Below are 15142 nucleotides of genomic sequence, written 5' to 3'. Positions count from 1 at the left end.
GTGCCGGTTCAACCAGCGTGACGGTCATCGCGGCGGCGGCCCCCCGGCTGGCGCCTGCGAGCGCGACTCGGCGTCGAAGCTCCGTCGCCATTTCGTTGCCCCTTCCGCGGGCCACCATCCCAATCGGTGCGGTGGTTGCCGGTAATAGCTACTATGCTACTACATACGTACATAGTCAGTATTTCTCCGGGCTACTATCTGGCGTCCCGAAGGGTCCGGCGGCCCTCGACCGCCGGCAACGGGCCGCGGCGGTGTTCCGCACGGCTGCCCAAGCCGTTCGTGTCGGTGCTCGAAGTCCGCATTGCCAGTCGCCTGCCTCTCGACTTACTATCTACGTACGCACGTAGTAGCGATAGCCCTCGCGCTTGAGTAGGCAACCTATCGCTTCGACCGTGAAGACGCCGTGGACATCCGAGATGACAGGGGTTGTGGTCGTTGAAAGAAGCCGGAATGCGCCGAAGACGGCGATCGTTTACTCCCCAGTACAGGTTCGAGGCCGCACATCGCATCATCGATGGCAAGGAGCGCGTCGCCGATGTCGCCCGCGAGCTGAACCTGCATAAGAGCGTGCTGCAGACCTGGGTGCGTGATGAACGGTGGCGGATGGCCGAGGCCGGTCCCGCCCGTCGGCCTTACGCCAATGGCGGTGAACCGCTTCTGGCCCACGAGCGCGCGGAGTTAGTGCGACTCCGCGCTCAGGTGTCGACCGTCACGTAATTCCCCAGGGCTGCCGTCACGGAATTCCCCAGGTGCGGGCCTCGATGGTATGTGTACCGTGCCCGCGGTGGCGTTGTCTAGCTGACGCTGCGTCCGGGCCGTTTGCGGGGCCGGTAGCTGGGTCCGTCCATGAGGATCTGGTAGCTGCTGTTGATGATCCTGTCGAGTAGCGATTCGGCGACGACCGGGTTCGGGAATAGGCCGTACCAGTCGTTGGGGGCGCGGTTGGAGGTCAAGATCAGCGGCTTGCCGCTGACCGCGCGTTCGTTGATTAGCTCGTAGAGGTCGTCGGCGTGCATGGTCGTGCTCGCGCATCGCAAAATCATCAAGAATCAACACGAGCGGTTTGGTGTATTCGCGGATGCGTTGGCCCCAACTGCGGTCGGCGTGCCCGCCGGACGAGGTCGGCGAGCATCCGAGAGGTTTTGGCGAAACGGACGTCGCCGCCGCGTCGGGCTACAGCATGCCCGAGTGCTTGTGCCACATGGGTTTTGCCTACCCCAACGGGTCCGTAGAGGATGACCGACTCGCCGGCGTCGAGCCAGCGCAGCGCGGCCAGGTCGCGCAGTATGGCGGCGGGCAGTTTCGGGTTGGCGGAGAAGTCGAAGGATTCGAAGGTGGCTTGTTCTTCGAACTTCGCGCGGCGGATGCGCCGTGTCAGGGCGGCCGATTCGCGGCGGGCGATCTCGTCCTCGCACAGTGCTTGCAGGAATTCGAGGTGCCCGAAGTCGCCGTTGCGGGTCTGGGCTAGCCGGGCGTCGAGGGTGTCAAGCATGCCCGACAGTTTCAGAGTGCGCAGCGCGTTGCGCAGCGCGGGTCACAAATACCCATGAAGTCGTGTTCTCCTTGTGAAATAGCTTATGTGGGTTGTGATTCGGTCAGATTCCGGGACCCGGGTGACTTTCAGCCGACTCCGCCGGTGTCGCCGGTGGCGAACTGGTCGGGGCCACGCAGGAACGCCGCGGTAGTGGCGGCGGCGCCGGTGGCCGGTTCGGCGGTGGTGGCGTCGTGTTCGGTGCCGGCGGCCAGGATGCCCTTGATGGTCCGATACGCCGGGTCGCCGACGGCGATCGCGCGGGCGCAGGCGGCTTCGAGCCGATCACAGCCGTGCTTGTCGCGCAGCCCGAGCACTCCTTGCGCCGAGCGCAGGTGGTGGATCGCGTTGTCGCGCATGAATTCGGCGATCACCGCTTCGCAGGCGGGGCCGACCTGGGCGGCGGTGTGCCGACACCAGGTGGGGGGTTTTCATCGCGAAGGCGACCTTCTCCGGCGGGTAGTGGGAGAAGTCGGTGGAGCGCCCCGAGGCCCGCCGCACATGGGTGGCGACGACCTCGTTGTGGGCAAAGATCTGCACGATGTCACCGGCGGTGCGGGCGTGCAGGCGCCGCCCGATCAGCCGCCATGGCACGCTGTAGAGGGCCTTGCCGACCTTGAGGTGCGTATCGACCCCCCACGGTGCCGATAGACCAGGTGGTGAGTTCGAACGCGTGGCGCGGCAACGGTTTCAACGTATCGGCCTCGATCGCTTCGAACACCCGCAGCGGCTGGCCGCCGTCGAGGGCCCGTGAATGTCGTAGCCCGGCCACCTCCCGGCTCCACCGGGCCGCCTCGCCCTGCATCTGAGCCAGCGAGGTGAACTCGCGGCCCCGCCAGAACGAATCCCGCACATACGGCATCGGCCGCTCGACACGAGGTTTGTCCTGGGCTTGAACGCCCGGGCCGGGTCGATCAAGCAGTCGTAGTGGGCGGCCAGCTCGGCGTAGGTGCGGTTGATCTTCGGGTCATATAGGTCGGGCTTGTCCACCCCGGTCTTGAGGTTGTCGCACACCAGCCGGGCCGGAATACCATTGAAGAATTCGAATGCCTCGACATGGCAAGTGCACCAGGTGGTTTGGTCCATCCTGACCACAGGGCGAACGAACAGGTGCCGCGAGCACGACAGCACCATGACAAACGCCCACACTGCGACTCGCTTGGCTGTGGCCGGGTTCAGCCACATTCCTAACCGGCCGTAGTCGATCTGCGCTTCGCTGCCCGGCGGCACTTCGCCGCGCGGCACGCTCACCCGAGCACGAGCCACCTCATCGGCGAAATTCATTGCCACCCAACGCCGCACAGAGGACTCCGACACGTCGACCTGATGGTCGTCACGTAGCCGCTGCGCGATCGTGGCGACCGTAACATCGGCGTGCAGCCAGTCCTTGATCCGGTCGCTATGCCGGTCGATCAACGGCCACGTCGATGCCCGCGCGCCGCGATCATCCAGTCCGGGAAACCACTGCGCGATCCGCGCCGCCCACTGCTCGGCGCTCAGCGGTTCTCCGCCTGGGCCAATGCCCTCGGCGACCGCCGGGGCCAGATACTTGCGGATCGTCTTACGATCCATCCCCAGCGACTGCCACAACTGCACCTGTGAGCGACCAGCCTGCCAATGCGTGTACAACTCGATCAGATCGAACATCTCGATATCTCTCCTCGCCATCAGTGCCCCTTCGTCCGCCGTACTCCGACGGATCAAGAGCGAACATGTGTGCGAGGCCCACACCCGGCAGACACACCGCCCAGGGTGGGGAATTACCTGACAGCCAGGGTGGGGAATTCCGTGACGGACAACCCCTCAAACCTGGGGAATTGCGTGACCGCTGACAGGTGGCTGAACAGGCAAAGACCATCGCATTCCTGAGAAGCGCCTCGGCATATATTGCGGCACAGCCGAACTGCCATGACGCCGAGCAGGTACGACCGGAGCATCAGGGGCAAGGCGGACCGGCTGGCCGGTGACAATGCCGATGACCATGACACCGGAATAGGCCGACGATGCGCGCGATGTCAGCGCGACTGGTCATGGGATGGATCCGGCGAGCACGTCGGCCCGAGCTTCATCCCGCCCGGCGAACCCATCGCGCGTGGAGGAGAATTCGGCCGGCTCCATCGCCAACCGGTAACCGCGTTTGATGACGGTTTGGACCGCACACGGCGCGCCAAGCGCCGAACGCAGTCTGGTCATTGCGGTATCGACCGCGTGCGGGTCTGCCCCGCCCCCGGGTAGCTGCGCGAGAAGTTCCGCCCGTGACACCACCCGGCCGGGGTTCGCCATCAACCGCCGCAGCATTGCCATCGCGGACGGCGGCACGGTCCGGACGTCGCCGTCGACCGCAACTGTTGCGCTGCGCACGCTGATGTGATGTCCTCCCGCGGTGAGATGGCGAGCGCGGCGCGGAACCTCGTCAGCGATCAACCGGGCCAGCGCACCCAGCCGGTAGCGGTCGGGGTGCATAGTCGGGACGCCCAACTGACGCAGCGGTGCCGACGTGACCGGACCCACACACATCGCCGCGACATCAGCGCGCAGCGCGGCGACGAGGTCGGCCACACTGCCGAGCACCTTGGCGCTCTGCAGCATTGACGCAACCGCCGGGGCGCTGGTGAAGCTCACCGCATCGACCTCGCCGCCGATGATCATCGCGATCAGCTGATTCATCCGCCGGCTGTCCTCGGGCGGCTCCCAGCGGTACACGGGAACCTTGATCACCTGTGCGCCAGCCAAAGTCAGCGGACCGCATATGTCGGCGTTGGGCTCCCATTCGGAGGCGGCACCATGCAGCTGCACCGCGATGCGCAGGCCCGCTGCGCCGTCGGCCAGCAACCGATCGAGTACCTCCTGCGAAGCCTCGGATGCTGGACTCCACTCCTCGCGCAGCCCGGCCTGACGAATGGCCCCGCATGCCTTCGGTCCCCGCGCAAGGATGCGTGTCGACGCGAGCGCGGCGACCAGATCGTCGGCAACGTCCCAGCCGTGCGCGGCTTCGATCCAGCCGCGGAAGCCGATGCCGGTGGTCACGATGACCACATCGGGCGGCGTCTCGACGAGCAGTGTTGTGACGCGCCGCAATTCGATGTCATCGACGAGCGGGATGATCCGGATGGCCGGGGCGTGCACCGCGGTCGCGCCACGGCGCTCCAACAACGTGATGAGTTCTTCGGACCGGCGCGCAGCCGTCACTCCGATGGTGAATCCTGCCAGTGGTTCACTTGCGGGCGATTGCAACGATTCCATCGGTCACCCGCACGTCGTACACCTTCAGCGGAATCACGCCGCTGCCAGCGCCTCTTCCGCGACCTTCGCGGTCGCCGAGGCGGTCGCCCTATTGGGCGTGCGCACATATGCGAACCACGTGATCGCCGCGCACAACACGTAAAAGGCCAGGAAGACCCAGAACGCCATCGTCGCCGACTTCGCCGACGACAGGTACGACGCCCGCAGCACCACGTTGATGCCGACGCCGCCGAGCGCGCCGATGGCCCCGGCGATCCCGATCAGCGCACCGGACATCCGACGCGACCAGTCGGCCTTCTCGACCTGGTCGAGGCCGTCCCTGCTTTGCGCCTTGGCGTCGAAGATCGACGGAATCATCTTGTATACCGACCCGTTTCCGATTCCCGACAGGATGAAAAGCGCGACAAACCCGACCACGTAGGCGGCCAGAATGCCACCCGATAGGGCACCATGCCTCGCGTCGGCGATACCACCGAACACCACAAGCCAGCCGGCGGCGGCGATCATCGCGGCGAACGTGTACAGCGTGACCCGGCTGCCGCCGATGCGGTCGGATAGCCAGCCGCCGACCGGCCGCGCGATCGAGCCCAGCAGAGGTCCGATGAACGCGATCTGCGCGGCGTGCAACGCCGCCTGGGCCGTCATCGCCGGGGTCACCTTGGCGCCAGCACTGAGGTTGGCCAGGACACTGATCTGAAGCACCTGGCCGAACGCGAACGAAAAGCCGATGAACGATCCGAACGTGCCGATGTACAGCAACGCGATCAGCCACGAGTCACGGTATCCCATCACATAGATCATCGAGCGGCCATTGATGCGTTGGTTGGTCAGGTTGTTCATGAACAGCGCGGCGCCGAGCGCGGCGATCGACAGCAGCACGAGATACACCGCGCAGACCCACTGCGGGGAACGGTTGCCAACCGTAGCGATCACCAGCAGCCCGACGATCTGGATTGTCGCGACGCCGATGTTTCCGCCACCGGCGTTCAGGCCCAGCGCCCATCCCTTGAGCCGCTGCGGATAGAACGCGTTGATGTTGGTCATCGACGAGGCGAAGTTTCCCCCGCCAAACCCGGCGATCGCCGCCACGATCATGAATGTTGTGTACGACGTGCCGGGGTGGGCAATGAAATACAGTGTCAACACCGTTGGGATCGCCAGCACCAGCGCGGAGAAGATCGTCCAGTTGCGGCCGCCGAACCTCGCGACGGCGAACGTATACGGCAGTCGCAGGATCGATCCGACCAGCGTCGGCATCGCGACGAGGAAGAACTTTCCCGCAGCATCGATGTGATAGACGTTCTGCGGCATGAACAGGACCATCACCGACCAGATCGACCAGACGGAGAACCCGACGTGCTCGGCGAAGATGGACCAGATCAGGTTGCGGCGCGCGATCGTCGCGCCGCCGTTGGCCCATGCGTCGACGTCTTCTGGGTCCCAGTCATCGATGGAATGTTCGCGCATCTGTAATGCCATGCGATCACCGTAGGAAAGTGTTGTTGCGGCAACGCTGCCCGCGATGACCTGCTTGCTACAAGTTGCTCACAAACCGGCATTGCAGCACCGTGAGTTCGATCTGAAGCCGCGTCACACCCAGCGGCTACGCGCGGGCGGTGCTTCGGGCGCCACCCACGCCTTTGCATAGCGGTTACCGGGCGCCTTCTGCGGGTCGCGACTGCGGTAGACCAAGTACGGACGAATCAGGTATCCGATCGGCGCACTGAACATGTGCACCAGTCGCGTGTAGGGCCAAATCCCCAGCAGTACAAGGACGATCAGCGCATGTGCCTGAAACGTCCACGGTGCACCGGCCATCAGGTCCATCGCCGGGTGCAGAGAGAACAGGCTGCGGAACCACGGCGAAACCGTGTCGCGATAGTTGTACGTCGCGAACACGTTGGTCAGGGTGTTCAGCATCCCGGTCAGCAACGCGCCCACGAGCAGCAGGTACATCAGCTTGTCGCTGCGGGTCGTCGCCTGGCGCACCGCGGGCACCGTAATGCGCCGGTACAACAGGATTCCCAGTCCGGCTACGACCGCGAAACCCGCAAGCGAGCCCATCGTGACGGCCATTAGGTGATACACGAGCTCGGAGATGCCGGCCGCCGAGGTCCACGATTCCGGAATGAGCAAACCAACGACGTGACCACCGAACACACCGAGCAACCCAAAGTGAAACAGCGGGCTGCCCATCCGCAGCAACCGGGTCTCGTAACTCTGCGAAGACCGTGTGGTCCAACCGAACTGATCGGTACGGTAGCGCCAGACATGGCCGAGCACAAACGACGTGAATGCGACATACGGCACCGTCATCCACAGCACGGTGTTCAATGTCGTCCTCCGGACTCCGGTTTCATCGGCGACCGCCCGACATCAGCGGGTCCATCGCGAACGGTTCCAACCCGACCTCTTCCACGGGCGGACCCTGTGCGGCCAGCTCGGCGATGCGGCGCCGGTCGGCGCTGCTGATGGGCGGCAGCGTCGCGAGGATCGCCGCCAGGACCGGGGCATACGCAGAATCGCTGTCCGCCAAGGACAGTCGCAGGAGCTCGAGAACCGGGACGTGCTCGGAGAGTAGTCGCTCCCCCTGAGCCCGATCGACCGTCGCGGCGAATTCGAGTACTAGCGGCAGGAAGTCGGGAAGCTCGCTTTCGTCAAGGCGCATTCCTGCCAGGCGGTAGGCGTGTTTGAAGCGCAGCAGCGCCATGCCCCGCTTTCGGGTGTCTCCGTATGCGTAGTACGTCAGATGCAGGCTGGCGCGCCGACGCATGTCGAAGGTTTCGACGTACCGCGCGGCGAGCTGCAAGGGGTCCGCGGTACCGAGCTCATGCAGGACGTGCAGTAGCGGCTCACGCACCGAATCGGGCAATTCTCCCGCGGCAGCGGTCAGTTGGTCGACCATAGCAAGTGTCGCGGCGCTCGGGTAGTCCAGCAACAGCGCGGCGATGCGCCACACCAGGCGCCGGTCGCGCTCGGACAACCCGGCGGCGCGTGCCGGGTTGCGAGCAAGGGTCAACATCTTCACTTTGTCGGCACCAGCCCGTCGGTGCTTCTGCCGTCCCAGTTGAGCAGGTTGACCCGCGCCGGCTTGCCGTTGCCGTTGCCGCTTCCGTTGCTGAGATGGAACTTGTCGGCCATCGCGTCGAACGCCGTCATCCCCGGCCCGCCGTCGCCGTCGAGGCTACACCCGGTCGCAAGCGCGTCGAGGCGGTGCGCGTCCGATCCTGCTCCGCTTGGAATCACGTAGCGTTCGGCGTATTTGGCGATCGCCAACAGCCGGTACATCGCTTCGATCTCTTCGCCGCTCAGGCGCACGGACGCCGGGATCGAGTCGTCGAATTCCTCGCCCAGGTTCGCGGCGCGCATGTACGAGCGCATCGCCGCAAGGCGTTGCAGCGCAGCGCGAACCGGCTTGACATCGCCGGCGGTGAACAGCTCGGCGAGATACTCGACCGGGACGCGCAGGGCGTCGATGGCGCCGAACAAGTTGTTCGTGTTCTCGCCGTCGTGGCCAGTCTCGGTGAGGATGTCGACGACCGGGGACAGCGGCGGGATGTACCAGACCATCGGCATCGTGCGGTACTCCGGGTGCAGCGGAAGCGCCAGCTGGTAGTCCACGATGAGCCGGTACACGGGCGAGTTCTGGGCGGCCTGTATCCATTCGCTCGAAATCCCGGCGCGCTCGGCCTCCGCGACCACCCGCGGGTCGTGGGGGTTCAAAAAGACACCGAGCTGCGCGGGATAGAGGTCTTTCTCGTCGGGCACCGACGCCGCGGCCGCAACGGCATCGGCGTCGTAGAGCAGCACCCCGATGTAGCGCAACCGGCCGACGCAGGTCTCCGAGCACACGGTCGGAATCCCGACCTCCACGCGCGGGTAGCAGAACGTGCACTTCTCGGCCTTGCCGGTTTTGTGGTTGAAGTAGATCTTCTTGTAGGGGCAGCTGGTGACGCATTGGCGCCAGCCGCGGCACCGGTCCTGATCGACCAGCACGATGCCGTCCTCGCTGCGCTTGTAGATCGCACCGGACGGGCACGATGCCGCGCACGAGGGATTCAGGCAGTGCTCGCAGATGCGCGGCAGGTAGAACATGAAGGTCTGCTCGAACTCGAGCTTCACTTTGTCGGAGACCTTGGCCAGCAGCGGATCCCGGCCAATCTGCTCGGGGCCCCCGCCCAGGTCGTCGTCCCAGTTCGCGCCCCAGGTCACCTTGGTGTCTTGGCCGGTGATCAGAGACTTGGGACGGGCCACCGGCGTGGTGTCCATCGCGGGCGCGGACAGCAGGTTCTCGTAGTCGTAGGTCCACGGCTCGTAGTAATCCGACACCGTGGGCAGGTCCGGGTTGGCGAAGATGTTCAGCAACCGCTTGATCCGCGATCCCGACCTCAGCGCGAGCTTGCCCCGCTTGTTGAGCGTCCAGCCGCCCTTCCACTTCTCCTGGTCTTGGTAGCGGCGCGGATATCCCTGTCCGGGACGGGTTTCCACGTTGTTGAACCAGACGTACTCCACACCACCGCGGTTCGTCCAGGCCTGCTTGCACGTGACGCTGCAGGTATGGCAGCCGATGCATTTGTCGAGGTTCATCACCATCGCGAGCTGAGCCATGACTTTCATCGTCAGTACTCCACTTCCTGCGAGCGCCGCCTGATCGTGGTGACCTCGTCGCGCTGGTTTCCGGTGGGACCGTGGTAGTTCAGCGCGAAGGACTGTTGGGCGTACCCCCCGATCAGGTGTGACGGCTTGATCATGATCCGGGTGAGCGCATTGTGGATGCCGCCGCGCTTTCCGGTCTTCTCGGTGCGCGGCACGTCCACCGCCTTGTCTTGGGCGTGGTACATGAACACCAGGCCCTCGGGCATCCGATGGCTGACGATGGCACGCGCATTCACCACACCGTTGCGGTTCGTGCATTCGATCCAGTCGTTGTCCTTGACGCCGATCTTCGCCGCGTCCACATCAGACATCCAAATCGCCTGCCCACCACGGGAAAGCGTGAGCATGTGCAGGTTGTCCTGGTACGCGGAATGGATGGACCACTTGGAGTGCGGTGTCAGATATCGCACCGTGATCCCGCCGCTGGTGTCGCCAATCGCCGGCTCGTCGAACAGCGCCGTCATGTCCAACGGCGGCCGGAAGATCGGCAACTGCTCCCCGAGCTCACCCATCCAGTCGTGATCGAGGTAGAAGTGCTGGCGACCGGTCAACGTGTGCCACGGCTTGAGTCGCTCGGTGTTGATCGTGAACGGCGAGTAGCGACGTCCCCCGGTTTCCGAGCCGGACCACTCCGGCGACGTGTTCACCGGAACCGGCCGGGACTGCGTGTCGGCGAACGTGATTCGTCGACCCTCGTTCTCCTTCGCGAGGTCGGCGAGCTCGATGCCGGTGCGTCGCTGCAGCGCCTCAAACCCCTCCACCGCGAGCCGTCCGTTCGTCGTTCCGGACAGCGCCAGGATGGCCTCCGCGGCGTGAATGTCCTTGGCCAGCGACGGACGTCCCACCGCCACCCCGCTGACCACGGCACCGTTGACGCCGCGCAGGTAGTCGACCTCCGCCTCCGGATGTGTGGTGACCCCCTTGACCGTGAGGCCGACCTTTTCGACCATCGGCCCCAGCGCGGCCATCTTCTCGGCGACCGCCGGGTAGTCGCGCTCGACCACGACCAGGCGGGGCATCGTCTTGCCCGGAATCGGTTCGCACTCGCCAGCTTTCCAGTCCAGCACGCGCCCGCCCGGCTGAGCGGTGGCGTCGGCGCTGTCATGCTGCAGCGGCACCGCCACGACGTCTTGGCGCTTGCCCAGGTGCTTCTCGGCGAGCCAGCAGAATCCGCGCGCGATCCGGTGAAAGGCCTCGAAGTCCGTCTTGGTCTCCCACGGCGGTGAGATCGCCGGTGAGAAGGCATGCACGAACGGGTGCATGTCCGTGCTGGACAGGTCGTGCTTCTCGTACCAGGTGGCGGCGGGCAGCACGACGTCGGAAAACAGCGTGGTGCTGGTGTTTCGAAAGTCCAGTGACAACAACAGGTCCAGCTTGCCCACCGGTGCCTCGTCACGCCAGCGCACCTCCTGCGGGCGCACGCCATCCTCGTCACGGGCGGCGACGTTGGAATCGGTGCCCAGCAGGTGTTTGAGGAAGTACTCGTTACCCTTCGCCGACGAGCCGAGCAGGTTCGACCGCCACACCGTCAGGCAGCGCGGAAAGTTCTCCGGAGCATCCGGATCCTCGCAAGCGAAGCGAAGATGGCCGGACTTCAGCCCGTCCACGACGTACTCCGACGCGTCCTTGCCCAGCCGCGCCGCCTCGTCGGCCAGGTCCAGCGGATTGCGATTGAACGTCGGATAGCTCGGCATCCAGCCCAGCCGGCTCGCCAACGCGATGTTGTCGGCCGCCGTGCGGCCCGTAAACCGGCCCTCGGCCAGCGGGGACGCCATCACCTCAGAGGTGAAGCGGTCGTAGCGCCACTGGTCGGTCGACAGGTACCAGAACACTGTGCCCTGCATCTGCCGCGCCGGCCGCTGCCAATCGGACCCGAACGCCAGCGTCGACCACCCGGTCACCGGTCGGCATTTCTCCTGGCCGACGTAATGCGCCCAGCCGCCGCCGTTGACGCCCTGACAACCGGTCAACATCACCAGCGTGAGAAACGAACGATAGATCTGATCGGAGTGAAACCAGTGGTTGGTCCCCGCGCCCATCAGAATCATCGACCGGCCGCGCGAACGTTGCGCGTTGTCGGCGAATTCACGCGCAACCCGCTCCGCGGCCTTAGCCGGAACACCGGTGATCGGCTCCTGCCAGGCCGGCGTGTACGGCTGGGTCGCGTCGTCATAGCCCGTCGGCCAGTCGCCAGGTAGACCCTCCCGGTAGATGCCATATTGCGCGAGCAATAGGTCGAACACCGTCGTAACTCGTTGTCCGGCAATGATCTTCGTCGGAACGCCGCGGGTCAGCACGCCCGGGAGGTCGCCGTCGAACCGGGGCAGCCGCACCGCGGTCACGTCCTCATGGGTGCCGTATAGCGTGAGCAACGGGTCCACGCCGCGCAGGTCGAGGTTCCACATGCCCTCGCCGGATGCGGTGAACCGGTGTCCCAGCGAGCCGTTCGGCACTACCGGGTTGGCCTGCGCGTCGAGTAGCACCGTCTTGGACGGGCCGCCTTCGCTGGTATCGCCGAGATCGGCTGCGGTGAGGAACTTTCCGGGCAGCCAGTCACCGTCGCGCTCGGCCAGCGTCACCAGGAACGGCAGATCCGTGTACTTCTTCACGTAGTCGCGGAAGTACGGGGTGGTGCGGTCGACGAAGAACTCCTTGAGGATCACGTGCCCCATCGACATGGCCAGTGCGGCATCAGTTCCCGGCCGCGCCGGCAGCCATTCGTCGGCGAACTTCGTGTTGTCCGCGTAGTCGGGTGAGACCACGATCACCTTTTGGCCGCGATAGCGCGCCTCGGTCATGTAGTGCGCATCGGGTGTGCGGGTGACCGGAACGTTGGAGCCCCACATGATCAGGTATCCGGCGTCGAACCAGTCGGCCGACTCGGGCACGTCGGTCTGGTCGCCGAACACCTGCGGCGAGGCCACCGGCAGGTCGGCGTACCAATCGTAAAACGACAGCATCGAGCCGCCGATCAGCGAAATGAACCGCGCCCCAACGGCGTGACTCACCATCGACATCGCCGGTATCGGCGAGAAACCGGCGACCCGGTCGGGGCCGTACCGTTTGATCGTGTGCACGTGGGCCGCGGCCGCGATCTCGGCGGCCTCCCACCACTCGGCCCGGACGAACCCGCCCTTGCCGCGTGCGGCCTTGTACCGCGCGGACTTCACTGGATCATCGACGATGTCGGCCCACGCCAGCACGGGGTCGTTCAGTCGCTCCTTGGCCTCGCGGTAGTACTCCAGCAGGACGCCGCGCACATACGGATAGCGCACTCGCGCAGGCGAATACGTGTACCAGGAGAACGAAGCGCCACGGGGGCAGCCGCGCGGCTCGTACTCCGGCTTGTCGGCGCCGACCGACGGGTAGTCGGTCTGCTGGGACTCCCAGGTGATGACGCCATCCTTGACGTAGACCTTCCACGAACACGAACCGGTGCAATTGACGCCGTGCGTCGAGCGAACAACCTTGTCGTGCGCCCACCGGTCCCGGTAGAAGTCGTCCGCCGACCGGCCGCCGACCTTGTACAGCGCCCGGTGATCCCGGGAAATCTCCCCGCGATGAAAATACTTGCCGAATCCGAGCAGGGCGTCGGCGGCGGTCTGGCGACCGTGGTTCAAATCGACCACCATGCCTCCTATCGACAACGCCTACCACGGGGTCATTCACCGAGCGTAAGGCAGGTTTTGGGGTGGCCAAAATTTCGCACGGGTACGCGTAGGCGGCCGTGCGATTGCTTTAACACCCCGGTCATATTGCGGCCGGCGAGGACGCCACGGTTTTGCTGCCGGGTCGAGAAAACGCGCTGCTAGGGGACGTAATCGGACGGACGGCGAGGCCAACGAATCGCGGCGGGCGTCACAATGGCGGATGAACAATTTTTCTTGCCGTTAACACGTAAATTGCGTGTCCAGTGGCCCAGGGACCCCCCACTCGGACCACGATTTGGACTCGGCGTCAACTAATTTCACGAACTGCAACATGCAGGTAACGTGGCCTTCATGTCCACCTCGTCGGTCGTCTCTTTGTTGCGGGAACGTGCGGGTCTGCCTGCCCGAGATCCTCGACCACGTCATACGCGGGGTCGCTCATCGTTATGGGCCGGTTGCCGGTCTGGCGGGCCTTTCCGGTGACACGCAGCAGCTGGCCGGGCTGGATGTCGGCGGCGCGCCCAGGATGGAACGTGACGCGGGGTTTCGAAAGGTGCGTCGGCGTTTGGTGATGTCCTCGACTTGGTTGACCCGGCCCTCGAAGGTGGCGCGCTGCCCAGGAATAAGGCCCGCCACCGGGATCACCGACGTCGGGCGCTCCGGGTGCTCATACGCGTCGACTTCCTGTCGCTCACCCTGCGAAACCCAGGCCTCGAGCTTGTCGAGTTCGCGCTCGACCCGTTGCTCGAAGCGATCCGGGTAGGCCTCCTGGATCCGGCTCTGCACGTCGTAGGGCACGATCGTCGCCGCGGCGTCCGGGACCAGGCTGACGGCCGGGGCGATCTTGTCCGCGGTGCGGTCGTGCAGCAGTCGGCCCAGCGGCGGCGCATATGTTCGGCGCGGCAACAGCACGGTCACATTGGTGTCCGGATGTTCCTTGCCCGCTTTGGCGACCAGCACCTGCGCGGCCCGGGTGATCCGCCGGTCCGGGCAGTCCACGACCCGCAGCCGGGTGTCGAGATCGTAGTGTTCCCACCGCTTTCGCAACTGCATGGTGTGGGCCTCGTCGACCATGAAATGCGCCGCGACCAGCTCGTCGGCCCGCAGTCCTTTCCCGTAGCGCAACGCCTCCAGCACGGCAAGGTCGACCGAATTCACGAAGACGAATACCCGATGGCGCGCACTTCACCAGTTCGGGCCGATCGGTGCGGATCATCTCGAGAATTGCGGCCTCGGCTCGATACTCGCGGTTGAGCCGCATGAGCGCCAGCACCAGCAGCGGGACAGGGTGCCGGAAAAGTCGCGTCTCATGAGGTCAGGACCAGTTTGAGGGCATGGTCTGGGTGTGTGGCGTGGTGGCGTAGGCCGGCGGCGATGTTGTCCCAGCCGGTGATTCGCAGGATGCCGATGGCGAGGTTGCGGCAGGTGGCCATCACCCGTGGTGCTTGGCCGGTGCGTACCTGCGAGGAGTCCTCGGCGAAGGTGACGTCTCGGACCCAGTGGAGGCGATTTTCTATGCTCCAGTGCCCTTGGACCCAGGTGGCGAGCCGCTGGGGCGGTGCGGCCGTGTGGTTTGCTGAGGTGATCAGGTACACGACCTCGACGGTTTTGCTTCCGTCAACGGTGACGGTGCGGCGCAGCTGGGCGACTTGGGTTGCACCGGGAAAGTCGATCCAGTCGGGAACGTCGGCGACCTTGATCGAACGGGTGATGTGTCGGCCACGCTCAGCGGCCCGGGTCGTGTGGGCGGGCATGTCCTTCCAGGGCAGTGTCTTGAGCTTGTGGTGCAGGGTCGGCATATTCGCCTTCACTGTGAACACGTAGTCGCCGCCTGCGCCGGTGATGAGTGTGGCGGTATCGGTTTGGGTGTGCATCGCATCGAGGGTCACCACTGCATCGTCGAGATCGAGATGCCTCAACAGTGTTCGCGCAGCGGGTATTTCGTTGCTCTTTGCGTCGACGGCCACCTGTCCTAGCACGACTCCGGCACCGTGGTCGAATGCGGCGATCAGGTGGGGCCTTGCCACCAGCGCGGGTGCGCGCGCCTCGGATCGTCTTGCCG

General features: G+C 65.2%; 8 protein-coding genes and 3 pseudogenes. 1 reads left to right on the top strand and 10 read right to left on the bottom strand.

Translation table 11 applies throughout. The annotated features are described in order from the left end of the window. Window positions 1-450 precede the first annotated feature (450 nt). Window positions 451-717, top strand: coding sequence for a transposase (locus tag G6N24_RS03925; RefSeq protein WP_139822437.1), 267 nt, complete (start codon window positions 451-453; stop codon window positions 715-717). 77 nt (window positions 718-794) lie between these two features. Here G6N24_RS03925 and istB read toward each other — a convergent pair. The 10 genes and pseudogenes from istB to G6N24_RS03875 form a co-directional block, all read right to left on the bottom strand. Next, window positions 795-1548: pseudogene (gene istB, locus G6N24_RS03920) on the bottom strand (IS21-like element helper ATPase IstB). A 72-nt stretch (window positions 1549-1620) separates the two neighbouring features. Beyond that, window positions 1621-3178: pseudogene (gene istA, locus G6N24_RS03915) on the bottom strand (IS21 family transposase). Between the two features lie 381 nt (window positions 3179-3559). After that, window positions 3560-4774 carry a uroporphyrinogen-III synthase gene (locus G6N24_RS03910; RefSeq protein WP_085162259.1) on the bottom strand — a complete coding sequence of 405 codons (1215 nt, stop codon included), beginning with the start codon at window positions 4772-4774 and terminating at the stop codon, window positions 3560-3562. Between the two features lie 33 nt (window positions 4775-4807). Continuing rightward, window positions 4808-6253, bottom strand: coding sequence for a nitrate/nitrite transporter (locus tag G6N24_RS03905; protein ID WP_085162258.1), 1446 nt, complete (start codon window positions 6251-6253; stop codon window positions 4808-4810). Between the two features lie 111 nt (window positions 6254-6364). After that, a complete protein-coding gene (gene narI / locus G6N24_RS03900; RefSeq protein WP_085162257.1) occupies window positions 6365-7108 on the bottom strand; it encodes a respiratory nitrate reductase subunit gamma in 744 nt (247 codons plus the stop codon). A 22-nt stretch (window positions 7109-7130) separates the two neighbouring features. Next, window positions 7131-7802 carry a nitrate reductase molybdenum cofactor assembly chaperone gene (gene narJ / locus G6N24_RS03895; RefSeq protein ID WP_085162256.1) on the bottom strand — a complete coding sequence of 224 codons (672 nt, stop codon included), beginning with the start codon at window positions 7800-7802 and terminating at the stop codon, window positions 7131-7133. Beyond that, on the bottom strand, window positions 7799-9382 hold the full coding sequence (gene narH / locus G6N24_RS03890) for a nitrate reductase subunit beta (protein WP_085162260.1): 1584 nt from the start codon (window positions 9380-9382) through the stop codon (window positions 7799-7801). The genes narJ and narH overlap by 4 nt, the downstream gene beginning before the upstream one ends. Before the next feature lie 11 nt (window positions 9383-9393). After that, window positions 9394-13062, bottom strand: coding sequence for a nitrate reductase subunit alpha (locus tag G6N24_RS03885; RefSeq protein WP_085162255.1), 3669 nt, complete (start codon window positions 13060-13062; stop codon window positions 9394-9396). 367 nt (window positions 13063-13429) lie between these two features. Beyond that, window positions 13430-14362 (bottom strand): annotated as a pseudogene (locus G6N24_RS03880) (DNA-binding protein); the annotation flags it as partial. A 25-nt stretch (window positions 14363-14387) separates the two neighbouring features. After that, complete coding sequence (locus G6N24_RS03875) at window positions 14388-15107, bottom strand: ISAs1 family transposase (RefSeq protein ID WP_197743108.1); 720 nt, start codon at window positions 15105-15107, stop codon at window positions 14388-14390. Between the last annotated feature and the right edge of the window lie 35 nt (window positions 15108-15142).

Origin of the sequence: Mycobacterium lacus (assembly GCF_010731535.1) — a bacterium.
Classification (GTDB): Bacteria; Actinomycetota; Actinomycetes; order Mycobacteriales; family Mycobacteriaceae; genus Mycobacterium; species Mycobacterium lacus.
Note: the sequence above shows the minus strand (reverse complement) of the source record. Positions and strands in the feature narration are given on the sequence as shown.